The 25,854-nt window shown below is 61.4% G+C and carries 21 protein-coding genes; 16 read left to right on the top strand and 5 right to left on the bottom strand.

What is annotated here, in order from left to right:
- Positions 1 to 19 precede the first annotated feature (19 nt).
- The 3 genes from B8991_RS14435 to B8991_RS14425 all read left to right on the top strand — a co-directional run bounded on the left by B8991_RS14435 (position 20) and on the right by B8991_RS14425 (position 4,883).
- A complete protein-coding gene (locus tag B8991_RS14435; protein WP_084353700.1) occupies positions 20 to 1,189 on the top strand; it encodes an efflux RND transporter periplasmic adaptor subunit in 1,170 nt (389 codons plus the stop codon).
- Positions 1,186 to 4,287: an efflux RND transporter permease subunit gene (locus B8991_RS14430; RefSeq protein WP_084353699.1), complete on the top strand. Its 3,102-nt coding sequence runs from the start codon at positions 1,186 to 1,188 to the stop codon at positions 4,285 to 4,287. Before B8991_RS14435 ends, B8991_RS14430 begins: the two co-directional genes overlap by 4 nt.
- A gap of 233 nt (positions 4,288 to 4,520) precedes the next feature.
- Positions 4,521 to 4,883 (top strand): MliC family protein, encoded by a 363-nt coding sequence (locus B8991_RS14425; RefSeq protein WP_084353698.1) that lies wholly within the window; start codon positions 4,521 to 4,523, stop codon positions 4,881 to 4,883.
- On the opposite strand, the gene mgtE is transcribed toward B8991_RS14425, so the two are convergent.
- Positions 4,875 to 6,194 carry a magnesium transporter gene (mgtE, locus tag B8991_RS14420; RefSeq protein ID WP_084353697.1) on the bottom strand — a complete coding sequence of 440 codons (1,320 nt, stop codon included), beginning with the start codon at positions 6,192 to 6,194 and terminating at the stop codon, positions 4,875 to 4,877. The genes B8991_RS14425 and mgtE overlap by 9 nt on opposite strands.
- 198 nt (positions 6,195 to 6,392) lie before the next feature.
- Positions 6,393 to 7,091, bottom strand: a complete 699-nt coding sequence (locus tag B8991_RS14415) for a helix-turn-helix domain-containing protein (protein WP_084353696.1) — start codon at positions 7,089 to 7,091, stop codon at positions 6,393 to 6,395.
- A gap of 254 nt (positions 7,092 to 7,345) precedes the next feature.
- Between B8991_RS14415 and B8991_RS14410 the strand changes: the two genes are divergently transcribed.
- From B8991_RS14410 to B8991_RS14355, 13 genes are all read left to right on the top strand, one after another.
- Positions 7,346 to 10,072 (top strand): nitrate/nitrite transporter, encoded by a 2,727-nt coding sequence (locus B8991_RS14410; protein WP_084353695.1) that lies wholly within the window; start codon positions 7,346 to 7,348, stop codon positions 10,070 to 10,072.
- A 64-nt stretch (positions 10,073 to 10,136) separates the two neighbouring features.
- A complete protein-coding gene (locus B8991_RS14405; RefSeq protein ID WP_084353694.1) occupies positions 10,137 to 13,883 on the top strand; it encodes a nitrate reductase subunit alpha in 3,747 nt (1,248 codons plus the stop codon).
- On the top strand, positions 13,880 to 15,406 hold the full coding sequence (gene narH / locus B8991_RS14400; RefSeq protein ID WP_084353693.1) for a nitrate reductase subunit beta: 1,527 nt from the start codon (positions 13,880 to 13,882) through the stop codon (positions 15,404 to 15,406). The genes B8991_RS14405 and narH overlap by 4 nt, the downstream gene beginning before the upstream one ends.
- A 2-nt stretch (positions 15,407 to 15,408) precedes the next feature.
- Positions 15,409 to 16,110, top strand: a complete 702-nt coding sequence (narJ, locus tag B8991_RS14395; RefSeq protein ID WP_084353742.1) for a nitrate reductase molybdenum cofactor assembly chaperone — start codon at positions 15,409 to 15,411, stop codon at positions 16,108 to 16,110.
- A 1-nt stretch (position 16,111) separates the two neighbouring features.
- A complete protein-coding gene (narI, locus tag B8991_RS14390) occupies positions 16,112 to 16,897 on the top strand; it encodes a respiratory nitrate reductase subunit gamma (protein WP_084353692.1) in 786 nt (261 codons plus the stop codon).
- 5 nt (positions 16,898 to 16,902) lie between these two features.
- Positions 16,903 to 17,697 (top strand): peptidylprolyl isomerase, encoded by a 795-nt coding sequence (locus B8991_RS14385; protein WP_084353741.1) that lies wholly within the window; start codon positions 16,903 to 16,905, stop codon positions 17,695 to 17,697.
- A 72-nt stretch (positions 17,698 to 17,769) separates the two neighbouring features.
- Positions 17,770 to 18,387 carry a carbonic anhydrase gene (locus B8991_RS14380; RefSeq protein WP_084353691.1) on the top strand — a complete coding sequence of 206 codons (618 nt, stop codon included), beginning with the start codon at positions 17,770 to 17,772 and terminating at the stop codon, positions 18,385 to 18,387.
- 594 nt (positions 18,388 to 18,981) lie between these two features.
- Positions 18,982 to 19,263 (top strand): hypothetical protein, encoded by a 282-nt coding sequence (locus tag B8991_RS14375; RefSeq protein ID WP_235866641.1) that lies wholly within the window; start codon positions 18,982 to 18,984, stop codon positions 19,261 to 19,263.
- Positions 19,264 to 19,277: 14 nt separating this feature from the next.
- Positions 19,278 to 19,658, top strand: a complete 381-nt coding sequence (locus B8991_RS14370) for a hypothetical protein (protein WP_084353690.1) — start codon at positions 19,278 to 19,280, stop codon at positions 19,656 to 19,658.
- A 21-nt stretch (positions 19,659 to 19,679) separates the two neighbouring features.
- Positions 19,680 to 19,847 carry a hypothetical protein gene (locus tag B8991_RS21515; RefSeq protein WP_179141504.1) on the top strand — a complete coding sequence of 56 codons (168 nt, stop codon included), beginning with the start codon at positions 19,680 to 19,682 and terminating at the stop codon, positions 19,845 to 19,847.
- 13 nt (positions 19,848 to 19,860) lie between these two features.
- A complete protein-coding gene (locus B8991_RS14365; protein WP_232824976.1) occupies positions 19,861 to 21,276 on the top strand; it encodes an APC family permease in 1,416 nt (471 codons plus the stop codon).
- Between the two features lie 58 nt (positions 21,277 to 21,334).
- Positions 21,335 to 22,033 (top strand): hypothetical protein, encoded by a 699-nt coding sequence (locus B8991_RS14360; RefSeq protein ID WP_084353689.1) that lies wholly within the window; start codon positions 21,335 to 21,337, stop codon positions 22,031 to 22,033.
- Complete coding sequence (locus B8991_RS14355) at positions 22,030 to 22,311, top strand: hypothetical protein (RefSeq protein ID WP_084353688.1); 282 nt, start codon at positions 22,030 to 22,032, stop codon at positions 22,309 to 22,311. The genes B8991_RS14360 and B8991_RS14355 overlap by 4 nt, the downstream gene beginning before the upstream one ends.
- Before the next feature lie 99 nt (positions 22,312 to 22,410).
- Here B8991_RS14355 and B8991_RS14350 read toward each other — a convergent pair whose 3' ends face one another.
- From B8991_RS14350 to B8991_RS14340, 3 genes are read right to left on the bottom strand one after another with little or no spacing between them, the layout of a single operon-like run.
- The gene (locus B8991_RS14350) at positions 22,411 to 24,393 is read right to left on the bottom strand and encodes a TRAP transporter permease (RefSeq protein ID WP_084353687.1); all 1,983 of its coding nucleotides are present in this window, start codon (positions 24,391 to 24,393) and stop codon (positions 22,411 to 22,413) included.
- Positions 24,390 to 24,857 carry a DUF1850 domain-containing protein gene (locus B8991_RS14345; protein ID WP_235866640.1) on the bottom strand — a complete coding sequence of 156 codons (468 nt, stop codon included), beginning with the start codon at positions 24,855 to 24,857 and terminating at the stop codon, positions 24,390 to 24,392. Before B8991_RS14345 ends, B8991_RS14350 begins: the two co-directional genes overlap by 4 nt.
- On the bottom strand, positions 24,854 to 25,813 hold the full coding sequence (locus tag B8991_RS14340) for a TAXI family TRAP transporter solute-binding subunit (protein WP_084353686.1): 960 nt from the start codon (positions 25,811 to 25,813) through the stop codon (positions 24,854 to 24,856). The genes B8991_RS14345 and B8991_RS14340 overlap by 4 nt, the downstream gene beginning before the upstream one ends.
- Between the last annotated feature and the right edge of the window lie 41 nt (positions 25,814 to 25,854).

The following is a 25,854-nucleotide window of genomic DNA, read 5'->3' as shown; positions in this document are numbered from 1 at the left end:
ACAGTGATGAAAGCCTTAAATGCATATTCTTCGTCAACTCATCCTTGTTTTGATCGTCGCCGCAGGCGGCCTTTATCTTTGGGTGGCCTATGTCCCGCAGTCCAGACCGCTTTTGGACAAGCTGGGATTGCTTGACCTTTTGGGGGTCGAGATGCCTGAAACCGAAGCGGCACCTTCCGGGGCGGGATGGTCCGGGGGTGGGGCTGCGAAGGTGGTGACGGAAGAGGCGGAGGAACGGGCCATCGCCGACCGGATCACCGCCATCGGGGATGGCCGCGCGCTGCGGTCCGTCACGGTCCGGTCGAACGCTGTCGGGGTGATCACAGATCTGACGTTGGCCTCGGGTCAGCGTGTGGAGGCGGGAACCGTGATTGCGCGGCTGGAGGACGAGGCCGAGCAGATTGCGGTGGAGCAAGCCCAGCTTCGGCTGGACGAGGCCCGCAAGGAAGAAGAGCGCGTCAAACAGCTTCAGACACGCGGTGCAGTCACCGAGGTGCGTCTGAGCGAGACCGAAAACGCGGTGCGCAGCGCCGAACTTGGATTGCGGGAGGCAGAGTTCAACCTGTCACAGCGCGAAGTGGTCGCGCCGATTTCCGGCTGGGTCGGAATCATCGACATCTCGCAGGGCGACCGGGTCAACAGTCAGGATATTCTTGCAACGATTACAGACCGTTCCGAGATCCTGATCGACTTTCGCGTGCCTGAACGGGTGATTGGCAAGATCGCGGAAGGGCAGGGGGTTGATGTCACGCCGCTGGGCCTGCGCAACACGACCCTGAAAGGCGAAATTGCCACGATTGACACGGTGGTGGACCGGGCCAGCCGAACCTTGCTGGTGCGGGGCAAGGTGCGGAATGCTGACGATCGTCTGCGCGCCGGGATGGCGTTTTCGGTCAGCCTCAGCTTTCCCGGCGAAACGCTGCTGTCGATCGCGCCTTTGTCGGTGCAATGGTCAAGCGACGGTCCTTTTGTCTGGGTCGTGCGGGACGGCAAGGCGCAAAAGGTCGAGGTCACCATCGAACAGCGCAACAGCGATTCCGTTCTGGTCAAATCCGACGATCTGGCTGCCGGGGATGCCGTTGTGACCGAAGGGGTGCAAACGCTGCGTGACGGGGCCGAAGTCTTGCCAGTGGGACCACAGGAAACAGCCAATGCCGTGGCGAACCCCGTCCGAAAGGATGCGCTATGAGCGGCGCTGACATCTCGTCGCCCGGCACGGCGCTGTTCGTGCGTCGCCCGATCCTTGCCTTCGTCCTGAACGCGTTGATCGTGCTGGCGGGTCTTGCCGCGCTTGTCGGGGTCGAGGTGCGGGAACTGCCCAATGTGGACCGGCCGGTTGTGACCGTCACGACCAGATTTTCTGGCGCGGCCCCGGAAACCGTGGATCAGGAACTGACCGGGCGCATCGAGGGGGCCGTGGGGCGCGTTTCGGGCGTGCGGGCCATCGCGTCCAATTCGCGGTTCGGGCGCAGCCGGGTCACGCTGGAATTCAACGACAACGTGGATATTGACGTGGCCGCGACAGATGTGCGCGACGCGGTGGCGCGGCTCGTCAACCAACTGCCCGAAGCTGCGGATGATCCCGAAATCGTCAAGGCGGATGCCAATGCGCAAGCGGTCATGCGGATCGCCGTGACCTCTGCCGGGCGGTCACCACAGGAGCTGACAGCGATTGTCGAGGACCGGATCGAGGATCGGCTGATCTCGGTCGACGGGGTGGCCGATTTGCAGATCTACGGCGACCGGACACCGGTCTTTCGCGTTGATATTGACCAGTTGGAGCTGGCCAGCCGGGGGCTGACGCTGGGCGATGTGCAGCGAGCGCTGGCCGATGTGGCCTATGATGCGCCTGCGGGCGATCTGGCGGGGGACCGGCAATCCATCAATGTGCGCACCACGGCAAGCGTCGCCACCGAAGCGGCGTTCGAGGCGCTGGAAATCCGCCAGAACGTCCGCATCGGTGATGTGGCGCGCGTGACATTGGGACCAGCGCCGGGCGAAACGGTTTTGCGGGCCAACGGGCAGCAGGGCATCGGGATTGGCATTGTCCGGCAGGCCACGTCAAACACGCTGGAAATCTCGTCCAATGTGCGCGCGGTTGTGGATGATCTCAGCCAGAGCCTGCCGGATGATGTGAAGATTTTTGTCACCTCGGATGATGCGACGTTCATTTCAGGGTCGATCAGCGAGGTTCTGAAGACGCTGGGCATTGCCGTAGCCATCGTGGTGGCGGTGATTTTCATCTTTCTGCGCGATGTGCGTGCGACGCTGATTCCGACACTGACCTTGCCTGTGGCGCTGATCGGCACGCTGGCGGCGATCTATCTGGTCGGGTTTTCGGTCAACATCCTGACGCTTCTGGCGCTGGTGCTGGCCACGGGGATGGTTGTCGATGATGCGATCGTGGTGCTGGAAAACATCGTGCGGCAGCGCGCGGCCGGCATGGGGCCACGGGCTGCGGCGGTAAACGGCACGGCGCAGGTGTTCTTTGCGGTCGTGACCACCACGGCGACGCTTGCGGCGGTGTTCGTGCCGCTGTCGTTTCTGCCGGGGCAGGCGGGCGGGCTGTTCCGGGAATTCGGCTTTACGCTGGCGATGGCGGTGTTGTTGTCATCGGTGGTGGCGCTCAGCCTGTGCCCGGTTCTGGCCAGCCGGTTGTTGACAAAGCCGCCCGCAAAAGACCCGCGCGGCCCGATGGTCTGGCTGGGCAACAGGCTGGTGCGCCTGTATGAAATGACCTTGCGCGGGGCGCTGGACATGCCCGCCGTGATCGTGCTGATCGCTGTTTTCGTCGCGGCCACGGCGGCGCTGGTCGCGGGTGGGATCCGGCAGGAAGTGACGCCGCCGGAAGACCGTGCCGTGGCGTTGTTGAGCATTTCCGCCCCGCAGGGTGTGTCGCTGGATTATACCCAGTCGAAGATGCGCCAGATCGAGGATCTGATTACACCGCTTCAGGAAAGCGGCGAGGTCACCAACATCTTCTCGATCAGCGGGTTCGGCTCTGACAATCGCGGTTTCATGGTGTTCACGCTGGCCAATTGGGAAGATCGGGACCGCGCCCAGCAAGAGATCGTGGGCGAGATCAACGGCATGCTGCGCAGCATCATCGGGGTGCGGGCCTTTGCCATTCAGCCGAACTCTTTGGGGATACGCGGGGCGGGCAGGGGGCTGGCCTTTGCGATCACCGGCGACAGCTATGACCAGCTTGCGGAGGTGGCGGAAACCATGGTGGCCCGGATGCAGGAGGTGCCGGGGCTGGGCCAGGTCAGGCTGGAATACGAACAGACGCAACCGCAGCTTTTCGTGCAGATCGACCGGACGCTGGCGGCGGATCTGGGCATCGACATCTCGGGGCTGGGGCAGGCGTTGCAGGCGGTGCTGGACGGGCGCAGGGTTGCGTCGGTTTTCATCGACGATGCCAGCTATGACGTGCAGATGGTGTCAACCTCGGACCCGGTGAACGATCCGGGCGATCTTGAGAATGTCTTTGTGCAGACCGGCGACGGGCAGATGGTGCCGATGTCCAGTTTCGTGACGCTGGAGGAACGCGCCGTGGCGCCGGAGTTGGACCGGGAAGGGCAGAACCGTTCGGTGGAACTGTCGGCGGGGCTGACGCCCGATATGTCGCTGGGCGACGCGCTGGCCGCGGTACAGTCCATCGGAGAAGAGGTGTTGGCAGAGCAAAACCGTATCGTGCCGCTGGCCGAGGCGGCGACGCTGGACCAGACCAATAACGGTTTGTTCATCACCTTCGGTTTCGCCATCCTCGTGGTATTTCTGGTGCTGTCCGCTCAGTTCGAAAGCTTCATCTCGGCCGTCGTTGTCATGTCCACCGTGCCCTTGGGGCTGGCCTGTGCGGTGTTCGCCTTGCTGATGACCGGGCAAAGCCTGAATGTCTACAGCCAGATCGGGCTGGTCATGCTGATCGGGATCATGGCGAAGAACGGCATTCTGATCGTCGAATTCGCCAACCAGCTTCGTGACAAGGGGCAGGACGTTCGTTCGGCGATTTTCGACGCCTCGACGATCCGGCTGCGTCCGGTGATGATGACCATGACCTCGACCGTTCTGGGGGGCGTGCCGCTGATCCTGTCTTCGGGCGCGGGGGCCGAGGCGCGCGAGGCGCTTGGCTGGGTGATCGTCGGCGGGCTGGGGCTGGCCACGGTGTCGACGCTGTATCTGACGCCGGTGGCCTATCTTTTGCTGGCGCGGTTCTCGACGCCGAAGGCAGAGGAAGAGGCGCGGCTGGTCCGAGAGCTTTCGGAGGCGCGCGCCCAAGCGGCCTGAACCCCGGCCGGCAGGACCAAGAGGGCAGGGGGTGCCCACGCCGTCAACTAGCGCCGGGTCCGGCGATGTACCGGGCCTATCGCAGCGCAGCAGGTATTTGTTGCCTTACGGGTTGAAAACCCGGCGAGATCTGCCAGATCAGGTAGTCTGGCCGATGCGGGATTGATTGGTGAGGGTCTTTGCACGACAAGCGGCTGGCAAACAGACCTCATCTGGAAAAGGAAGGGTACTTCATGCGAAATATTGCCTCTACATTTGCCGTGCTTTTGATGGCAGGAACCGCTTCGGCGGATGTGACCGTGTCCATCCCGCTGGAACTTGGTGGAACGGATAGCGTGACAGCGCAAAACTATACCTGCGGCGACGACCAGAGCTTTGCCGTTCAATATGTCAACGCCGGGGCAAATGCGCTTGCGATCCTTCCGGTGGACGGGGAACAGCGCATTTTCGTGAATGTCGTGTCTGGATCCGGGGCGCGCTATGCCTCTGGCGCGCATGTCTGGTGGACCAAGGGCGATACCGCAACCTTGCAGAACGAGATGTCGGAAGGCGGCGATCTGGAGTGTCAGGTGCAGGATGCCCCACCCTCAGAGTGAGAGCATCGTCGTGGCGATTGAAAAGTAGATCAGAACGCCAAGCGCGTCGGAAATCGTCGTGACCAGCGGCCCGCTGGCCGTTGCCGGATCCAGCTTCAGACGGCTGAGCAGGAACGGTAACGACATGCCGACAAGGCTGCCGATGATCACCACCAGAAACATCGTCATGCCGACAACCAGCGCAACATCGGACCCGCCGCGCCATATCCCCAGGGGAAAGACGACCAGTGCCATGGTCGCCCCAAGCGCGGCGGCGATGAACAATTCGCGTCCGATCAGGTCGCGCCAGTCTTTCAGCACGACATCGCCCGTCGCCAGCGCGCGCACCATCAATGTGGCCGATTGCGCACCGGCATTGCCGCTGCTGTCGATCAGAAGCGGCAGGAAGAACACCAGCGAGACATAGGCCAGAATGGTTTCTTCGAAATAGGCGATGCCCGCGCCTGAAAAGAGGTTGCCAAACACCAGCAGGGCCAGCCAGACGATGCGCTTTGAATAGAGCAGCCGGATACTGGCCTGACGCATGTTTTGCGAAAATGGCAGCACGGTCGAAATCTTCTGAAAATCCTCTGTCATTTCCGCCTGCATCGCGTCGGCCGCGTCATCATGGGTGACGATGCCCAGCAATATGCCATCCGCGTCGACGACGGGCAGCGCCAGAAGGTCATAACGCGCAATCAAATGCGCGACGTCCTCGCGGCTGGCATCCGAGGAGGCGGAAATGGGGTCGGCCTCCATCAACGCGGCGACCGGCGTCATATCGTCGGCCAATACCAGTTCATGCAGCCGGATCGAGCCCATCAGATGACGGCTTTCATCCAGAACATAGGATCGGTAGATCGTTTCCGTGTCCGGTGCTTGCCTGCCCAATGCGGCCAGGGCGTCCTTCGCGGTCATATCCTCGGCAAGCACGGCATAATCCGATGTCATCAGCGCACCGACAGAGCGGTCACCGTGGACGGAAAGGCGGCGAATATCGGCCCGGTCCGCCTCGTCAAGCTCTGCCATCAATGCCTTCTGGTCGTCCGGCGCGAGATGGTTGAACAGATCCGCGCGGTCATCGGCATCCATTCGGGTCACGATTCTGGCCAGATCGGCGGCCGCCACGGTTCCGGCCAGATCGGTCTGGGCGGCCAGTGACATTTTCCCGAACACATTCGCCCGGCGCCCCGGATCGACATCCAAAAGCTGTTGTGATCTCTCTGCAACGGGCAACTGCTCTATCCAGGTGGCGACATCGACAGCATGCGCCGATGCCAGAAATGTCGCGATGGTATCCTTCGATGCATGTGCCGATGGCAGATGTCCCATTGAGTGTCGGTCATATATCGGCATGGGAGGCGTCCTTTGACATGCGGGCAGGGGGCCAGAAATGAATAGCGCCCACCGTCACCGTCAACAAGCGCGCCCGATCACGCAAGCCATGCGTTGCCGGCGCTGTACAGCAGGACCCGCTGCCGGGAAACGTTGCGGGTGCCGCCATGCGTGGGTTTGCACATTGGCTGGCCGTCAGGTCGAGGCGTCGTCGATCAGCGGATTGGGCTTGGCGAACTCTTCGAGGCCCATCTGATTGCTGATCGTGATGCGGGTGCCGTTCACGGTGACACCATGAGGCTGGAGGCCTTTGAAGGCGCGGCTGAGGTTTTCGGGGGTCATGCCCAATATGGATGCCAGACGGCGCTTTTCGAAATCCAGTGTAAACACGTTGCCGCCGCCGACATGCTTTTGCTGCCGGAGCAGATAATTGGCGAGCCGTTCAAGCGAGCTGCGCAGCTTGATGTCCTTCTGTGCCTTGATGACGGATCGGTAGCATTGCGAAAGCTCTGTCACGATCGCACGGGCAAAACCACTGTCCTTGTCGAAAATGCTGCGGACATCCTGGCTGGGTATCAGGGCGATACGGCTTTTTTCCAACGTGCGCGCGGACATCAGATAGGGCGCATTCTTGATCGTCGCGGCCAGAATGAAGGTAGAGATCGGCCGCACGGTGGCCATGCTGGTCGCCCTGCCGTTCCATTCCGAAAACAGATCGACCGCGCCGGACAGAACGACATGCAGGAAATCGCTTGGGTCGCCTTCGGTAATCAATTCGATCTGGGCGGGGAAATTCTGGACATAGGCGCCCTGCATCAGGGACGCAAAATGATCATCGGTCATCTGCGCGAACAGGTCGAGTTTTTGAATATCCCGGTATTCGGAATCGGACATGCCCTTCTCCTTCCGCCAAGCCAGCGGAGTATCGGCCGGTTGATTGATAATTGTCAATTCTTGGTTTGATCCCTGTCGAGCAGCGCTTGACCTTTCCGGGCCCCGGACCTGACATTTGTTTTTAACATACTTATTTTGTTATTCTTTTTCGATTTTATGATCTGGATCAACTCATCTGGCCCGCGGCCCATGCAGATACGGCAGTGATCCCCTTCAAGGGGGGACGTCGCAATTATCTTGCCGGAGACGCCGCCATGCAGACCGCAGCCACAGCCTCGCGCGCCGATCAGACGCGCGCCCTGAGCCTGAGTACGATCGCCTTTACCGCGTGTTTCGCGGTCTGGACGATCTTTTCCATTATCGGAGTCGCGATCCAGGCCGAGCTTGGCCTGAACGACACGCAATTCGGGCTGCTGGTGGCGACGCCCATCCTCACCGGCTCTGTCACGCGGTTGTTTCTGGGCGTCTGGGCCGAGAAATACGGCGGGCGGCTGGTGTTTTCCAGCCAGATGATCCTGACGGCGCTGGCGACATGGGCGCTGACGCTGGCGGACAGCTATATCATGTATCTGGTTGCGGCGCTTGGCATCGGGCTTGCGGGCGGATCGTTCATCATCGGGGTCGCCTATGTCAGCCGTTGGTATGATGCGGGCCGCCAAGGCACGGCGCTGGGGCTCTTCGGCGCGGGCAATGTCGGCGCGGCGGTCACCAAGTTTGTCGCGCCTTTCGTCATGGTCGCTTACGGCTGGCACGGTGTGGCCTATGTCTGGGCGGCCGGCCTTGCCACCATCGGTGTGCTGTTTTTCGTGCTGGCCAAGGACGACCCGGAACTGGTTGCGCGCCGCAAGTCCGGGGCGAAGGCGCCGTCGCTGGCGCAGCAATTCGCGCCGCTGAAAAATCTTCAGGTCTGGCGGTTCTCGCTTTACTATTTCTTCGTGTTCGGTGCCTTCGTGGCGCTTGCCCTGTGGATGCCGCATTACCTGATCGATGTCTACGAAGTGGATGTGAAAACCGCGGGCATGGCCGCGGCTTCGTTCAGCCTATCGGCGTCGCTGTTCCGGGCCTATGGCGGGCACCTGAGCGACAAGTTCGGCGCGCGTCAGGTCATGTACTGGACCTTCGGCTTTTCCATGATCCTGCTGTTCATGCTGTCTTATCCGCCGACCGATTATGTGGTTCACGGCAAGGACGGGCCAATCACCTTTTCCACCTCCATGGCGTTCTGGCCCTTTGTCGGCACGCTGTTCGCGCTTGGCTTTTTCATGAGCCTCGGCAAGGCGGCGGTGTTCAAGCATATTCCGGTCTATTATCCGCAGCATGTGGGGTCGGTCGGCGGTCTTGTCGGGATGATCGGCGGTTTGGGGGGCTTTGCCCTGCCGATCATCTTCGGCGCGCTTCTGGACCTGACCGGCATCTATACGTCCTGCTTTGCGCTGCTTTTCGTGTTGGTCGCGATTGCGCTTGCATGGATGCATCTGTCGATCCGCGCGATGGAACGTGCCGCCCACGGCACCGCGCTGGACCAGTTGCCCGCATTGCCCGAAATGCAGGATGTCCATAATCCAGAGCGTATGGAAATTCCGCGCGTGCTGGATGAATGGCATCCCGAAGATGCGGCATTCTGGGCCGACAAGGGCAGGGCCGTGGCGCGGCGCAACCTGTGGATCTCGATCCCGGCGCTGCTTCTGGCTTTTTCGGTCTGGATGGTCTGGTCGATGGTTGTGGCACGTCTGCCCGCGATCGGGTTCGACTTCACCTCGGGCCAGCTTTTCTGGCTGGCGGCGCTGCCGGGCCTGTCGGGGGCGACGCTGCGCATTTTTTACAGCTTCATGGTGCCGATCTTCGGCGGGCGGCTTTGGACAACGCTTTCGACCGCATCGCTGCTGCTGCCGGCCGCGGGCATCGGATACGCGGTACAGAACCCCGACACGCCCTATCTGATCTTCCTTGTGCTGGCGTTGCTATGCGGCACGGGCGGCGGCAACTTTGCGTCGTCAATGGCCAATATCGGCTATTTCTTCCCGAAGGCCGAGAAGGGCAATGCGCTGGCGCTGAACGCGGGTCTGGGCAATCTGGGCGTGTCGGTCATGCAGTTCCTGGTGCCCATCGTCATCACGGCGGGCGTCTTCGGAGCCATGGGGGGACAGCCGCAGACCATGTCCGACGGCGGCATGCTGTGGATGCAGAATGCCGGTTTCGTCTGGGTGCCGTTCATCCTTGCGGCGACAATCGCGGCCTGGCTGGGCATGAATGACATCGCCGACGCGCGCGCCAGCTTTGCAGATCAGTCGGTGATCTTCGGGCGTGTGCATAACTGGCTGATGTGCGCCCTTTACACCGGTACGTTCGGCAGCTTCATCGGCTATTCCGCAGGCTTCCCGCTGCTGACGAAACTGGCTTTCCCCGAGATCAACGCGCTGAACTATGTGTTCCTCGGGCCGCTGGTGGGTGCGCTCAGCCGTGCCGGAACCGGCTGGATCAGCGACCGTTTCGGCGGCGGGCGGGTGACGTTCTGGACGTTCCTCGGCATGATCGTCGCCACGTTCGGCGTGATCTTCTTCCTCGGGGTCGGGTCGTTCATGGGCTTCTTCGCCTGTTTCATGGCGCTGTTCTTCCTGACCGGCGTGGGCAATGCGTCCACCTTCCAGATGATCCCGGTGATCATGGGCCGCGAGGTGCCGCGCCTGATGCCGCATCTGGGGCTGGAGGACCGCAAGCGGCAGATCGCGATGGAATCCGGCGCGATCACCGCCTTCACCTCGGCCATTGCCGCCTATGGCGCATTCTTCATCCCCAAGGCCTACGGCACATCCATCGCGATGACCGGATCGGCGGTGGGGGCGCTTTGGGGGTTTTTGGCCTTCTACGCGCTCTGCGTCGTCATCACCTGGGCCGTCTACACGCGGCCCGGCGGTCTGCTGCACGATATCGAGAGCGGCGGCGGCAGTATCGGCGGCGCCACAGCGCAGCCTGCCCAATGAGTCACCCCTTTGAGCGGGCGGCGCGTGACGCCGCCCGCAGCCTGAATACCGAAAGGACAGCAAGATGAGCCATTTGCTTGACAGACTGAACTTCTTCCAGAGCAAGGAGCTGGAGACATTCTCGGACGGGTGGGGCCAGACGACCCGCGAGAACCGCGACTGGGAAGAGACCTACAGAAACCGCTGGCGGCATGACAAGATCGTGCGGTCCACGCATGGGGTGAATTGCACCGGGTCATGCTCGTGGAAGATTTACGTCAAGTCGGGCATCGTGACATGGGAGACCCAGCAAACCGATTATCCGCGCACCCGTGCGGGCCTGCCCAACCATGAGCCGCGCGGCTGCGCGCGCGGCGCGTCCTACAGCTGGTATCTGTACTCGGCCAACCGCGTGAAGAACCCGCTGATCCGGGGCAGCCTGATGCGGATCTGGCGCAAGATGCGCGCAAAGAAGACGCCGGTGGCGGCATGGGCGGCCATTCAGGAGGATCCGATCCTGCGGGCGTCCTACACCAAGACCCGTGGTAAGGGCGGGTTCGTGCGCGCCACATGGGAAGAGGCGACAGAGATCGTGGCCGCCGCCAACGCCTATACCGCCAAGACCTATGGCCCGGATCGCGTCTTCGGGTTTTCCCCGATCCCGGCCATGTCGATGGTCAGCTATGCGGCCGGCGCGCGCTATCTGTCGTTGCTGGGCGGCACCTGCATGTCCTTCTACGACTGGTATTGCGATCTGCCGCCCGCGTCGCCACAAACTTGGGGAGAGCAGACCGACGTGCCCGAAAGTGCCGATTGGTACAATGCGGGCTTCCTGATGCTCTGGGGCTCGAACGTGCCGCAGACCCGCACGCCTGACGCGCATTTCTATACTGAGGTCCGGTATCGCGGCACCAAGTCTGCCGTGGTCAGCCCCGACTATTCCGAAGCGGCCAAGTTCGGCGATATCTGGTTGAACCCGCAGGCCGGCACGGATGCGGCGCTGGCGATGGCCCTGGGCCATGTCATCCTGCGCGAGTTCCACCTTGACCGGCAGGCCGAGTATTTCGAGGATTACGCCCGCAAATATACCGACATGCCGATGCTGGTCCGGCTGGACGAAAAGGACGGTCACCTTATTCCGGGCCGGATGCTTCGGGCCGAGGACTTCGACGACCAGCTGGGCGAGACCAACAATCCCGACTGGAAAACCGTCGCCTATGACGAGGCGTCGGGCCAGATCGTGGCACCCAACGGCTCCATCGGGTTTCGCTGGGGTGAAGAGGGAAAGTGGAACCTTGAACAGCGCGCCAAGGGGGGCGAGGCGCAACTTCGTCTGAGCCAGATCCTTGACGGAGACCATGACGAGGTTGTCGGGGTGGATTTCCCCTATTTCGGCGGGGCCGCGACGGGTGATTTCGTGAAATGCGACCACCCGGAGGTTCTGACCCGTAACATCCCCGCGCGCCTTGTGACGCTGGCGGATGGCAAGGACGCGCTTGTCGCCACCGTGTTTGACCTGTTCTGCGCCAATTACGGACTCGACCGGGGCCTGGGCGGTCAGTGGGTGTCGAAGAATTTCGACGATGACAGCCCCTATACACCCGCCTGGGCCGAAAAGATCACCGGCGTGGAGCGGGAAAAGATCATCGCCGTGGCGCGGGAATTCGCGGGGAATGCCGAGAAGACCGAAGGCAAGTCCATGGTCATCCTCGGGGCAGGTCTGAACCACTGGTATCACATGGACATGGCCTATCGCGGCATCATCAACATGCTGGTGATGTGCGGCTGTATCGGCAAGGAGGGGGGCGGCTGGTCGCATTACGTCGGGCAGGAAAAGCTGCGCCCGCAGACCGGCTGGCAACCGCTGGCCTTCGGTCTTGATTGGAGCCGCCCGCCGCGGCACATGAACTCGACCAGCGCATGGTATGCGCATACCGATCAGTGGCGCTATGAAACGCTGAGCGCGGGCGAGATCCTGTCGCCGACGGCACCCAAGGGCGATTGGGATGTCAGCCTGATCGACTACAATATCCGCGCCGAGCGTATGGGCTGGCTGCCATCTGCCCCGCAGTTGAAGACCAACCCTCTGGACGTGTCCAGGGCCGCGAAGACTGCGGGCAAGGAGATCAGGGACTACGTCGTAGAACAGCTGAAATCCGGTGATCTTCAGATGTCCTGCGAGGATCCGGACGCGCCGGAGAACTGGCCGCGCAACCTGTTTGTCTGGCGCTCGAACCTGCTGGGATCCTCCGGCAAGGGGCATGAATATTTCCTCAAGCATCTTCTGGGCACCGATCATGGCGTGATGGGCAAGGATCTGGGCGAGGAAGGCGGCGTGATGCCGAAAGAGGCCGCCTGGCACGATGAGGCACCCAAGGGCAAGCTTGACCTGCTGGTGACCATTGATTTCCGGATGTCCACCACCTGCGTCTATTCCGACATCGTGCTGCCCACGGCCAGCTGGTACGAAAAGGACGATCTGAACACCTCGGACATGCACCCGTTCATCCACCCGCTACAGGCGGCGGTGGACCCCGCCTATGAAAGCAAATCCGACTGGGAAATCTTCAAGGCGATTGCCGCGAAATTTTCCGAAGTCGCCCCCGAGGTGCTGGGCGTGGAGACGGACGTCGTGCAGGTTCCGCTGCTGCACGACACGCCCGGCGAGCTGGCGCAGGCCCATGTCAAGGACTGGAAAAAGGGCGAATGCGACCTGATCCCCGGCAAGACCGCGCCGAATTATGTCGCGGTCGAGAGGGACTATCCGAACCTCTACAAGAAATTCACCTCTGTCGGGCCGCTTCTGGAAAAGCTGGGCAATGGCGGCAAGGGTATCAACTGGGACACCAAGGTCGAGGTCGGGCATCTGCGGGACCTGAACGGCGAGGTGCTGGACGAGGGTATCTCGAAAGGCCAGCCCAAGCTGAACACCGCAATCGACGCGGCGGAAATGATCCTGATGCTGGCCCCCGAAACCAATGGCGAGGTGGCCGTGAAGGCGTGGGAGGAACTTGAAAAGCCCACGGGCCGACACCACGCGCATCTGGCCGAGGGCGCGCATCACACCAAGATCCGCTTTCGCGACATCGCGGCGCAGCCGCGCAAGATCATCTCCAGCCCGACATGGTCGGGGATCGAGAGTGAGGAGGTCTGCTATAACGCGGGCTATACCAACGTGCATGAGCTGATCCCGTGGCGGACATTGACCGGTCGGCAGCAACTGTATCAGGATCACGAATGGATGCGGGCCTTCGGCGAAGGTTTCGTGAGCTACCGCCCGCCGGTGGATCTGAAGACCATCACCAAGGCCGTCAACAATGACGCGGCCGAGGGCAGCCCGCATGTCGTGCTGAACTTCATCACGCCCCACCAGAAATGGGGTATCCACAGCACCTATACCGACAACCTGCTGATGCTGACGCTGAACCGGGGCGGACCGGTTGTCTGGATGTCCGAGGTGGACGCGAAGAAGGCCGGGCTGGTCGATAACGACTGGGTGGAGGCCTATAACATCAACGGCGCGCTGACCGCGCGGGTGGTGGTCAGCCAGCGGATCAAGCAAGGCACGCTGTTCATGTATCACGCGCAGGAAAAGATCGTGAACACGCCCGGTTCCGAAAAGACCGGCAATCGCGGCGGCATCCACAACTCTGTCACCCGCACCACGCTGAAGCCCACGCATATGATCGGCGGCTATGCGCAGCTGTCCTACGGCTTCAACTATTACGGCACGGTGGGCAGCAACCGCGACGAATTCGTGATCGTGCGCAAGATGAAGAAAATCGACTGGCTGGACCAGCCCGCAACCGACAAAGTGGAGGCAGCAGAATGAGAGTTCGCGCGCAAATCGGCAAGGTTCTGAACCTCGACAAATGCATCGGGTGTCACACTTGCTCTGTCACCTGCAAGAACGTCTGGACCAGCCGCGACGGCGTTGAATACGCCTGGTTCAACAATGTCGAGACCAAACCCGGCACCGGCTATCCGACCGATTGGGAAAATCAGAAACGCTGGAATGGCGGCTGGACACGTTCGGCCAGTGGCAAGCTGCACCCCAAGCAGGGCAGCAAATGGCGGATCATGGCGAATATCTTTGCCAACCCCGCGATGCCGGAAATCGACGATTACTACGAGCCGTTCGATTTCGACTATGACCACCTGAAATCCGCGCCTGATATGGACGCCTTTCCCACCGCGCGGCCCCGGTCGAAGATCACCGGCGAGCGGATGGAGAAGATCGAGAAAGGCCCGAATTGGGAGGAGATCCTGGGCGGCGAATTTTCCAAACGCTCGGCGGATTACAATTTCGAGAATGTGCAGAAGGAGATTTACGGGGAATATGAAAACACCTTCATGATGTATCTGCCGCGCCTGTGCGAGCATTGCCTCAACCCGACCTGCTCGGCCTCTTGTCCGTCCGGCGCGATCTACAAGCGCGAGGAGGACGGTATTGTCCTGATCGACCAGGAGAAGTGCCGGGGCTGGCGGATGTGCATCTCCGGCTGTCCCTACAAGAAGGTCTATTACAACTGGGATACCGGCAAATCCGAAAAATGCACCTTCTGTTATCCGCGGATCGAGAGCGGGCAGCCGACAGTGTGTTCGGAAACCTGCGTGGGGCGCATCCGCTATCTGGGCGTGATCCTGTACGATGCCGACAAGATCGAGGCGGCGGCGAGTTCGGAGCGCGAAACGGATCTGTACGGCGCGCAGCTTGACGTGTTTCTGGATCCCAACGACCCCGAAGTGATCGCTTCGGCCCGGCGTGACGGCGTGCCCGAAGACTGGATCGAGGCGGCCAAGATCAGCCCGGTCTGGAAAATGGCGATGGATTGGAAGGTGGCCTTCCCGCTGCATCCCGAATACCGGACCCTGCCGATGGTCTGGTACATCCCACCGCTGTCGCCCATTCAGAACGCCGCGCAGGCGGGGCAGATCGCCATGAGCGATCAGATGCCCGACGTGCGGTCCTTGCGCATCCCGGTGAAATACCTCGCCAACATGCTGACGGCCGGGGACGAGGAACCGATCGTACACGCGCTGGAACGCATGTCGGCGATGCGGCTTTACATGCGCGCCCTCAGCGTTGACGGCGTGCGCGACGAGGCGATTGCCGCCCGTGTGGGCATGGCGGGCCGCGTGATCGAGGACATGTACAAGATCATGGCCATCGCCGATTACGAGGACCGTTTCGCAATCCCCACGGCGCACCGCGAACAGAACGAGCAGGGCGGCGACATTCGCGGCGGCTGCGGCTTCACCGACGGCAATGGCTGTTCCACCGGCGACTCGGGCAAGACCACCCTGTTCGGCGGCAAGAAAAAGCCGTTTGCCCTTCCGACGGAGACATTCTGATGATGGACCGCACATTCAAGGCTTTGTCACTGGTGCTGAGCTACCCGACGGCAGAGCTACAGGACGCCATGCCCGATATTGCCGAAATCCTTGGCGCGGATCCGCGTATCCCGCTTAGCCTGCGCACCGTTTTAAGGCAGTTTGCGCATAGGTTTGCCAAGGACGATATTGTTGATCTGCAAGAGCGCTATGTCATGCTGTTCGACCGGTCGCGCACGCTGTCGCTGAACCTGTTCGAGCATATCCACGGCGAAAGCCGGGAGCGTGGCGGCGCGATGGTCAGCCTGATCGAAACCTACCGGGCGGGCGGGGTCGAACCCGCCACCTCGGAATTGCCGGATCACCTGCCAGTGCTGCTGGAATTTCTGTCCACAAGGCCACTGCCCGAGGCGCAGGAGATCCTTGCAGATGCCGCGCATATCCTTGACGCACTGCGGGCGCGACTGGTGCGGCGCGAAAGCGGTTATGCCGGCGCATTGGCAGCACTGCTGCACCTGTCGGGCAGCCCTGCCGATGCCGATACGCTGGCCGAAATGCTGGCCCTGCCCGATGACGACCCGACCGATCTGGCCGCTTTGGATGCGGTTTGGGAGGAAACCGAGGTCACGTTCGGGCCGGATCCGAACGGTGGATGCCCACAGGTCCGCGATCTGCTTGCCGCGATGGACAGCCCCGCCGCCCCCCCTTTGAACCGGAGGACATGACATGTTTGCCAATCTCGACATCGACTTCATCATCTTCGGGATCATGCCCTATGCGGCGCTGACTGTTCTCGTGGTGGGCTCGATCGCGCGCTATGAACGCGATCCTTTCACCTGGAAAAGCTCGTCGAGCCAGCTTTTGCGCCAGAAGCAGCTTTTCTGGGGCTCGGTCCTGTTTCATGTCGGAATCATCACGGTGTTCTTTGGCCACCTGATCGGGCTTTTTACCCCGGTTTGGGTGCTGGATGCCCTGGGCGTGCCCCATGGGCTGAAACAGTGGATGGCCGTTTTGATCGGTGGCCCAGCGGGACTTGCGGCGCTGATCGGGGCCACGATCCTGCTGCACCGGCGGCTGACGGACAGCCGCATCCGGGCCACGTCCAGCTTTGCCGACATCACAATTCTGGCGCTGATCTGGCTTCAGCTTATCGTGGGTCTGTTCACCATCACCCAGACGCTTCAGCATATGGATGGCGCAGAGATGGTGCGCTTCATGAACTGGTCACAAAGCATCCTGACATGGAACGTCAACGCCTGGAGCGATATGGTTGACGTTCACTGGCTCTACCGCTTTCACATCTTCCTTGGTCTGATCATCACGGCGCTGTTTCCCTTTACCCGGCTGGTTCACATGATCTCGGGCTTTGCGGCACCTTTTCGGTATCTGCTGGGACGGTCGGGATACCAGATCGTCCGGTCACGCCGCCAACGACCGCTGGAAGAGCGCCGGGATGCGTTTGATGCGCGCCAGGCAAAACCGGGCACCACCGTCCCGACAGCAGGGGAGTGATGGCAATGAATATTTCTCTCTTTCCCGACGTTGTGGTGAACGGCGAAACAATACCCCCGGCGGCGATTGCCGCCGAGGCCCAGAACCATACAGGACCCAAGGAAAAGCCCGGCATCGCATGGCGCAAGGCAGCACAGGCGCTGACCATCCGGGCGCTTCTGTTGCAAGAGGCGCGGCGGCGCGGTCAGCAGCCCGAGCCTGCGGAACTTGCGCCGGGGCGGGTCGAAACCGAGGATGAGGCGATGATCCGCGCGCTTCTGGACGACGCGCTGGACATCGCTCCGGTGACAGAGGAGGCGGTGCGCCGCGAATGGGCGAAAGATCCCGACCGCTACCGCTCTGCGCCGCTTTGGGATGTGTCGCATATTCTGTGCGTCTGCGATCCGCGCGATGAAGAGGCGCGCATGCAGGCCGAGGCCCGCGCAAACGCGCTGTTGTCAAAGCTGGACGGCGACGCAAAGGGGTTTGCCCGCGCCGCCCGCGAAAGCGATTGCGGCTCGAAAGAGGCGGGCGGTCATCTGGGTCAGTTGGGGCCGGGTGATACCGTGCCCGAATTCGAGACGGCGCTGCGCAGCCTTTCCGATAATTGCATCACGTCCGCGCCGGTGCTATCACGTCACGGCTGGCATATCATCCGCCTCAACGCCACGGCACCGGGGCAGGTGCTGCCTTATGAAACGGTTCGTCCCAAGATCGCGCAGGCGTTGGAAAAGGCCGCCTGGGCACGCGCATCGCGGGATTTCATTGAAACGCTTGCGTCCAAGGCAAGCATTGCAGGCGCAAGCCTTGCGCCGATCTGACACACGCGAAAGGGCGTGACATGAATCAGCCGGACCCGGCGGAGCGCCTTCGCCTTTCAGCGGAGCCATCGCATGTTGAATGATCTTCTCGCGCGCAATCGGAACTGGTCGGCAGAGCGGCAGGAACAAGAGCCGGACTATTTCACCCGGCTCGCCGCGTTACAGGCACCCGAGTATTTCTGGATCGGCTGCTCGAACAGCCGGGTTCCGGCGAATGTGGTTGCCGGGCTTGATCCCGGCGAAGTCTTTGTTCACCGCAATGTTGCCAATGTCATTCATTCCTCCGACATGAACTTGCTGTCGGCGCTGGAATTTGCGGTTGACGCGCTGCATGTGCGCGAGATCATCGTTTGCGGCCATTACGGTTGCGGCGGTGTGAAGGCCGCGACCGAGGATTTCCCCCATGGTCTGGCCGATCACTGGCTGGAGCCGATCCGAAGGCTGGCACGCAGCTATGCCGCGGAACTGACCCAGCTGCCGGACATCGAAAAGCGCCGCGAAAGACTGGCAGAGTTGAACGTGGTCGATGGCGTCCGGCGCGTGGCCGAAACGCCGATCCTTCGCCGGGCGTGGCAACACGGGGCGGATATACGCATTCACGGCCTGATCTACGGGCTGAAAGACGGGCGGCTGCGCGATCTGGATTGCACGGTTGGTGCCGGCCATTTTCAATCGGCCGACCCGAGCTGAAAACCAGACCCTGACGATACATCTTCCGTGTCGATCAGCAAGCGCCCGGACAAAACTGCGATCCGGGCTGAATGCCACGCGGCATGACCGTTCCCATTTTCAAACCTTGCCCGACGACCCTGATGTCGCGAAAGCGCGTGGCTTTGACAGCGCTGAATTTACCTTGTCTGAAAGTGACCAGAAGGACCGTGTGCCGGTTCTTCGAGCATGGCGTTAAGCCATAGCGATTTCGTGGAGGTTGCTTCGCGTGGTGCTAGGCTGCGGGGCTTCGGAAATCCGAAATGTCGTCATCAAAGCTGACATGGATGAACGTGATGGTTCCAGAGGGGTTTCCGGGCCGCACTGACGGGGCATCGCGCGCGGCGGCTTTGCCGAACCTACTGTCAAAATCGAGATGTTCCCACAGGCTTTTCACCCGGTGTAGCCGGCGCGGTTTTTAACCCTAAGAGAAAAATTGTTTACCTATGGGAATTTTTACCTAATATGGGCGAAATAGAGTTAACTTCAAGGCAGGCTGGATTTTGGCAACAAAATTATCAAAACGCGCTGGAAAGTTACAACAAACATCAACATGGGAGAAAACATATGCCTGACATGGCGAAACGAATCGAATCGATGCACCGACAGGACATCGGCGTTGCCTGGGCTTTTGTTGTGGGTTTGTGGCTTGCGATCATCTTCGTCGCCAGCGCGACATGGTCGCTTGCACCCAATGGTGCCGCGCGGACAATGCTGCTGATCGGCGGTGCGATGATCTTGCTGCTGAACACAGCCGCCATTCTGGCGATGCTGCGCCATTACCGCGAAGATCGCGACTTCATGTACGGGCTGGATATCAAGTTTCTCGATATTGCCCGCGCGCAGAAACGTCAGTGAACGGAAGTACAAATATGGCAGATTATACACCCCCTACCCAAAGCAAGTTTGGGCAGATCATCGACGTGATCGTTCTTCTGGTTCTGGCAATCGGCGCGCTTTACCTGCCGCTGTGGCTGAACCTCGCAGGCAGTTCGCAGACATCCAATGTGTCCGAGAACCCGACATGGGAAGGCCTGGGGCAGAATGCGACGATGATCGAGAAGTGGAACCAGCTTGGCTACGCCGAAGCGGCCGATGCCGCCGAACTGATCACGGCGCGGTTTGATTACTCGTTTTCGATCCTCAGCCTGCTGGTCATGATCGTGGTCGTCGTCGGTTACTACGCGCTTATTCTTCGCTTTTCCGAAAAGGAATACGGCGATGTAATCGCAGAGAAATTTGGCAAGAAATAGACGAGAGAACGGATTATACACATGGATATCTGGAATATCTTTGAATACGCCGCGTGGGGACTTTCAATCGTCTTCGGGCTTTATATCGTCATCGACTGGTTCAGGATCGACAGCACCTATAGCGAAGAGGAACTGATGTCCTCACGCGAGGGCGCGCTTGAGGCGATGACGGAAGAACACACACTTTAAGAGGGGTAAGTGGATGTCTGATACAGATATCACGTCCAAAGACATGGATGGAATGGGCCCCGGTGGGACCAAAGTGGGCCTGGCACGGGTGCTGGGACCGGCACATATCTGGGGCCTTGGCGTCGGGATCGTCCTTGTGGGCGAATATATGGGATGGAACTTTGCCGTGGGCAAGGGCGGGGCCTATGCCGCGCTGCTGGCCTGCTGGTTTGCCGGTATCCTGTATTCCTGCGTCGCGATGATTGACAGCGAGGTTACATCGACCGTTGCGGCGGCCGGGGGTCAGTATACCCAGGCCAAGCATATCGTCGGGCCGTTGATGGCCTTCAATGTCGGTCTTTATCTGGTCTTTGCCTATACGATGCTGGAGGCTGCGAATGCGATTACCTTCGGCTTCCTGATCGACACGGTGGCCGGCATGACGGGGCATGAAGGGCTGGACCAACGGCCGTTCATTGTTCTGGCAATCATGTTTCTGGCATGGCTGAACTATCGCGGCGTTCTGGCGACGCTGACATTCAGCCTGATCATCACGGCTGTGGCGTTCTCGGCGATCATCATTCTGTTCCTGTCAACCGCCGTCTTCATGGGCGACAGCCCGCTGCGTCATGCGCAGTTGATGACCGATCTTCCCTATGGATGGCTGGGCATATTGGCCGCGATGCATTTCGGCCTTTGGTACTATCTGGGGATCGAGGGGACGTGTCAGGCGGCAGAAGAGGTCCGCTCGCCCGCGCGGTCGCTGCCCTTCGGCACGCTTGCGGGGATCATGACGCTGCTGATCGCCGCCACACTGACATGGTATGTCTGCGTGGGTCTCATGCCTTGGGAATATCTGGGGCAGGCCGGCGTTCCGCTGTTTGACGCGGCACGGCTGTCGGGGTCGATGACACTGATGATCCTGCTGGGGATCGGCACCATGTTCGCCACGCTGGCCTCGGCCAATGGCTGTATCAATGATGCCAGCCGCGCCTGGTTTGCGATGGGACGTGACCACTATCTGCCGGAATGGTTCGGCGCGGTGCATCCCAAGTTCCGCACGCCTTACCGGTCGATCATCTTCCTTATCCCGATCGCGCTGATCTTTGCCTTGGGTGCACCGTTGGATCAGGTCATCACCTTCTCGATCCTGTCAGGCCTGCTGGGATATACCTTCATGCCGCTGAACGTGATCCTGTTCCGTCGCAAATGGCCGCTCGACACGATCAAGCGGGGGTATGAGCATCCGTTCCACCCGATCCCGGCGATCCTGTTGCTTTGCCTGTGCGGTGTGACGTTCTTTGCGGTGTTCCTTGGCTATGGATCGCAGCTGGTCGCGATGATCTCTTTCTACATCATCGTATCCTTGTGGTTCCATTTCTGGCGGTATCGCTTCGTGCGCCGGGCGGCGCAGTTCACCATGCCGTGGCCACGTCCGCGCGGATACTGACACCCCGGACCGGCCCGCAATCTCGCGGGCCGGTTCCTTGTTCGTGAAGGCTGCCGGGATGGACCGATTTCTGCTCATGGCGATCATCGTCGTGCTGGGGGCGCTGGTGGCGACCCTCGCGCTCAACACTCGCCGTGCCACTGCCGCGCGGCACCGGTCGCGCGCCGCCTATATGGATGCGTGTCGGGCTGTACTGGACCAGCCGCGCACGGGGCGTTCGCCAACCGGATTTGCGCGGCTGGCGGGCAGTTATCAGGGGCATGAGGTCGATATACAGGCCATGCCCGATACGCTGACCTTCCGCAAACTGCCCGCCTTGTGGGTGCTGGTGACAGTGCCCGGCCCATTGCCCGTGGGTGCCACGCTGGATCTGATGGTCAGGTCCACCGGCATCGAGCCGTTCTCGCGCTTTCAGACATTGCACAACCAGGTGAATCTGCCCGAGGGCTTTCCCGAAACCTGCGCCATCCGCACCGACAATCCCGCGCAGATGCCGTCAGAGGATCTGGTGCGCGGGCATCTGCACATTTTCGATGATCCACAGGTCAAGGAGCTGGTGATTTCGCCGGATGGTCTGCGGATCGTGTTTCTGGCCGAAGAGGCGCAGCGCAGCCGCTATCTGATTTACCGCGATGCGGAAATGGGCCGGACGCCGCTTCCTGCGCAGCAGGTGATCCCGAAACTGGACGCGCTTCTGGCGCTGCGCGCGGATATTCTGGACGCCGCCGCCGACAAGATAGAGAAAATACCAGCATGAGCATCGTCACGCGCGCGCCCTTCAATCCCTATCTGGTGCTGGCCAGCGCCATCATCCTGCCCGCGTCGGGACAGGTGTTGAACCGTCAGCCGGTTCGCGGATTGCTGTTCTTGTTCTTCGTGGTGCTTCTGGGCGGCTACACGCTGAAGACAGCGGCCCCGGACGTGTCGCTTATCGGCAAGTATTCGGGCGGGATCTTTGTCTATGCGATGGCGATTTACGACGCCTACAAGACCGCTCGTATCCGCCATTCGGTATGGGCCGCCGCAAAGCGGTGAGGGTGGCCATCAGTGCCACGATCCGCGGGCAGGGTGCTGGACCAATTGCTGTTTGACCACCTCCGATGACTTTTTGTCAGGTGCCGACGCCCGCCAGTGTCAGGCGGGCGTCATCGTCTCGCGGTGCTTTTTGGCCGTCGCCCAATTGAGGGCCAGCAGTGCGGCGATCAAAACCGCGCCTGCGATTTCGATCTGCAAGCTGGGCCAGAAAATCGCGACGATGCCGGGCAGCACCAAGATCCGCGCCCAGATTGGCATCGGGCCGAACAGGAATCCTTCCAACGCGCCGGCAAAGGCTGTCAGGGCGAGGATGGCAATTACGCCGTTCCACAGCACAAGCGGGACGGGGCCGCCCTCAATGATCGACGGATTGAACACCATGAAAAGGGGAATGAGGTACAGGCCCTTGGCGTATTTCCACGCCTGCACAGAGGTTTCCATCGGCGAGGCGTTGGCGATGGCCGCACCCGCAAACCCGGCCAGGGCGACGGGTGGCGTGACGTTGGAATCCTGGCTCCACCAGAAAACCACCAGATGCGCGACCAGAATGGGCATTCCGAACTGTTCGGTCAGCGCCGGACCGACAAGGATGATCAGCACGATATAGGCGGCCGTGACCGGCAATCCCATTCCGAGGATCAGGCTGGCAAGCACGACAAGGAGCAAGGCCAACAGCAAGTTGCCGTTGGAGAAAGCCAGCATCATCGCCGAGAATTTCAGCCCCAGCCCGGTCAGACCCACGACGCCCACGACGATCCCGGCCACCGCACAGGCCATCGACACGGCGACGGCGTTGCGGGCACCCAGTTCCAGCGCCTCCAATGTCCGGGCGACCCCGGCTTTGACCAGTGCGATCAGCGCAGGGATCGTTGGACCGGCGGCGACATATTGCATCAAGCCGCGCAGCATGGCCGCGCCGATCACGGCAACGATGGCATAGAACCCGACGCGCATCGGGGAATAGCCCACGACCAGCAGCCAGACCAGCGCGACCAGCGGCAGCAGGAAGTGCCAGCCCTCGGCCAGCACGTCGCGGACCTTGGGCAGTTCGTCGGACGGGATACCGGTCATCCCCTGTTTGACGGCAGCGATATGAACCAGCAGATAGACCGCGCCGAAATAGAGAAACGCCGGGAAGATGGAAACCAGCACGATCTCGATATAGGGCACGCGGGTGAATTCGCTCATCAGGAAGGCGCCGGCGCCCATCAGAGGCGGCATGATCTGGCCACCGGTCGAGGCGGCAGCCTCGATCCCGCCGGCCTGCGCGGGACGGTAGCCCAGCCGTTTCATCAGCGGGATGGTGAACGCCCCGGTCGTGACGACATTGGCGATGGCCGACCCCGAGATCGAGCCCATGCCCGCGCTGGCGATCACCGCCGCCTTGGCCGGGCCGCCGCGTTGGCGTCCGGTGGCGGCATAGGCGAGGTCGATGAAGAACTTGCCCGCGCCGGTCACTTCCAGAAACGCGCCGAACAGCACGAAGACGAAGATGAACGTGGCCGCAACCCCCAGCGGCAGGCCGAAGAGGCCTTCGGCCCCCAGTGTCATCTGGCTTGACAGGCGTTCCAGCGTGTAGCCGCGATGGTTCAGGATGCCGGGCAGGAAATCGGACAGAAAGGGCAACTCTCCACGGTTGCCGGCAAAGGCGTAGAGGATGAACACCGCGCCGATGATCGTCATGCCAAGGCCGATGGCCCGGCGCGCCGCTTCCAGCACGACCAGCGTTGTGATGATCCCCACGGTCACGTCGATGTCGCGCGGGATGATGGCATTGGCGATGGCGTCGATATTGGCGGGCACCCAATAGCCTACCAGCACACCGCATCCGATCAATGTGCCGTCGATGGCCCAGCCGATCACGCCGCGCGCCCGGTCGCCGGTCACGGGATACATCAGGAAGCAGAGGATCAGGATGAAGCCAAGGTGAATGGGGCGCTGAAAGAACAGGCCGAGCGGCTGAATGCCGGCGGCGTAAAGCTGAAACAGCGACAGCGCGATGCCGATTGCGGCAATTGCCCGCAAGACGAAGCGCGGTTGCCCCAACACCCCCGGTGCCTGCACGTCATGTGTGTCGGTCATTCGGTTTTCCCCGGTTGCAATGCGATGAGAACCCGTGCGCGGGGCGCCAAAGCCGAGAGCGACACGTCACGGTCGCTGGTTACGATCCTGTGGTTCACAGCCATTGTGCCGGGCCGCAGCAGATAGGCATCGCCGGGCACCGGCTCGCCGATATCCTCAATCCAGTAGCCACCCGCGCCATCCGAGATCTGTTGTCCCCGGCCCGGAAGATGGCCCAGACCGGCGGCGAAGTCGGGCTGGTGCGAACGCTCCAGCACCATGCGCCCCTCTTGGTTGCGATAGCAGTCCTGAACTTCGAAACCCTGCACCGAGTGGTGCCACAACACGCACCACCCGGCACCGTCAGGCATGGTGAGCCGGGCGAGTTCTGTACCGTCCGGCAGGGTCGCGGTCAGGTCTTCGGCCAAGGCGGGCAGGGCGGTCAGGAAGAGGGCCAGCAGCCCTCTTCCTACAGTGCGGATCACGGGCGGAGTTTGTCCGGGATCGTGGCCCCTGCCTCTTCGTAGTAGCGCAGCGCACCGGGGTGCAGCGGCACTGGGGTGGCGTTCATCGAGAACTCTACCGTGGTCTCGTTCGCGGCCGGGTGAACGGCCTGCATGTCGGCGATGTTTTCATACATCGCCTTGGTGATCATGTAGACGGTGTCTTCATCCATCTCGGACGAGACCACCAGCACGTTGGGAACGCCGAGCGTCGACACCGCGTCAGCGACACCATCATAGACGCCTCCGGCAAGGCTGAGCGAGGCAAAGACCGGGTCCGCTGCTTTTGCCGCCTCCACCTGTTCATCGCTCAGGCCGATCATGCGGATGCTGTTGGTGGTCGCAAGGTTGAGGATTGACGAGGTGGGCGCGCCGACGCTCCAGAACCCGGCATCAATATCGCCGTTGTTGAGCGCGTCTGCGGTTTCGTTGAAGTTCAGCCGCTGTGCGTTGAAGTCGTCAAAGGAGATGCCGTTGGCCTCCAGCAAGGTCTTGGCGTTCACCTCTGTGCCCGATCCCGGCGCACCAACCGACACCCGCTTGCCCTTCAGGTCGTCGATCGTCTCAATGTCGCTGTCAGCAAGGGTCACAATCTGGACCATGTTGGCGTAAAGCGAGCCGACGGCACGGATCATCGGCAGTTCCTGACCCTCGAAACGGCCAGTGCCGGAATAGGCCTGCTGCACCGTGTCGGCCAGCCCGATGGCAAGATCGGCATCGCCCGTCGCGATAAGCCCCATGTTTTCAACCGACGCGCCGGTGACTTCGGCTGTGGCGCTGTAGCCTTCGACGTTATTGTTGATGACCTCGGCCAGCCCGCCGCCCATGGGATAGTAGACCCCGCCAGTGCCGCCGGTGGCGATGGAAAGCTGCATCTGCGCCATGGCCGGCGTGGCGGCCACAAGCGCCGCGACAGCAAAATACTTGGTTAGTTTCATTGGTTCCTCCCGGTTTACATTGGCGTTCACCGTATATCCCG

Origin of the sequence: Primorskyibacter flagellatus (genome assembly GCF_900176485.1) — a bacterium.
Lineage (GTDB): Bacteria > Pseudomonadota > Alphaproteobacteria > Rhodobacterales > Rhodobacteraceae > Primorskyibacter > Primorskyibacter flagellatus.
The sequence above is the reverse complement of the archived record's forward strand: the minus strand, read 5'-3'. Positions and strand labels throughout refer to the sequence as shown.

Bases quoted from the DNA above. Each gene is read 5' to 3' on its own strand.
- B8991_RS14435 (WP_084353700.1), top strand. From the start codon at position 20: ATGCATATTCTTCGTCAACTCATCCTTGTTTTGATCGTCGCCGCAGGC.
- B8991_RS14430 (WP_084353699.1), top strand. From the start codon at position 1,186: ATGAGCGGCGCTGACATCTCGTCGCCCGGCACGGCGCTGTTCGTGCGT.
- B8991_RS14425 (WP_084353698.1), top strand. From the start codon at position 4,521: ATGCGAAATATTGCCTCTACATTTGCCGTGCTTTTGATGGCAGGAACC.
- mgtE (WP_084353697.1), bottom strand. From the start codon at position 6,194: ATGGGACATCTGCCATCGGCACATGCATCGAAGGATACCATCGCGACA.
- B8991_RS14415 (WP_084353696.1), bottom strand. From the start codon at position 7,091: ATGTCCGATTCCGAATACCGGGATATTCAAAAACTCGACCTGTTCGCG.
- B8991_RS14410 (WP_084353695.1), top strand. From the start codon at position 7,346: ATGCAGACCGCAGCCACAGCCTCGCGCGCCGATCAGACGCGCGCCCTG.
- B8991_RS14405 (WP_084353694.1), top strand. From the start codon at position 10,137: ATGAGCCATTTGCTTGACAGACTGAACTTCTTCCAGAGCAAGGAGCTG.
- narH (WP_084353693.1), top strand. From the start codon at position 13,880: ATGAGAGTTCGCGCGCAAATCGGCAAGGTTCTGAACCTCGACAAATGC.
- narJ (WP_084353742.1), top strand. From the start codon at position 15,409: ATGGACCGCACATTCAAGGCTTTGTCACTGGTGCTGAGCTACCCGACG.
- narI (WP_084353692.1), top strand. From the start codon at position 16,112: ATGTTTGCCAATCTCGACATCGACTTCATCATCTTCGGGATCATGCCC.
- B8991_RS14385 (WP_084353741.1), top strand. From the start codon at position 16,903: ATGAATATTTCTCTCTTTCCCGACGTTGTGGTGAACGGCGAAACAATA.
- B8991_RS14380 (WP_084353691.1), top strand. From the start codon at position 17,770: ATGTTGAATGATCTTCTCGCGCGCAATCGGAACTGGTCGGCAGAGCGG.
- B8991_RS14375 (WP_235866641.1), top strand. From the start codon at position 18,982: ATGGCGAAACGAATCGAATCGATGCACCGACAGGACATCGGCGTTGCC.
- B8991_RS14370 (WP_084353690.1), top strand. From the start codon at position 19,278: ATGGCAGATTATACACCCCCTACCCAAAGCAAGTTTGGGCAGATCATC.
- B8991_RS21515 (WP_179141504.1), top strand. From the start codon at position 19,680: ATGGATATCTGGAATATCTTTGAATACGCCGCGTGGGGACTTTCAATC.
- B8991_RS14365 (WP_232824976.1), top strand. From the start codon at position 19,861: ATGTCTGATACAGATATCACGTCCAAAGACATGGATGGAATGGGCCCC.
- B8991_RS14360 (WP_084353689.1), top strand. From the start codon at position 21,335: ATGGACCGATTTCTGCTCATGGCGATCATCGTCGTGCTGGGGGCGCTG.
- B8991_RS14355 (WP_084353688.1), top strand. From the start codon at position 22,030: ATGAGCATCGTCACGCGCGCGCCCTTCAATCCCTATCTGGTGCTGGCC.
- B8991_RS14350 (WP_084353687.1), bottom strand. From the start codon at position 24,393: ATGACCGACACACATGACGTGCAGGCACCGGGGGTGTTGGGGCAACCG.
- B8991_RS14340 (WP_084353686.1), bottom strand. From the start codon at position 25,813: ATGAAACTAACCAAGTATTTTGCTGTCGCGGCGCTTGTGGCCGCCACG.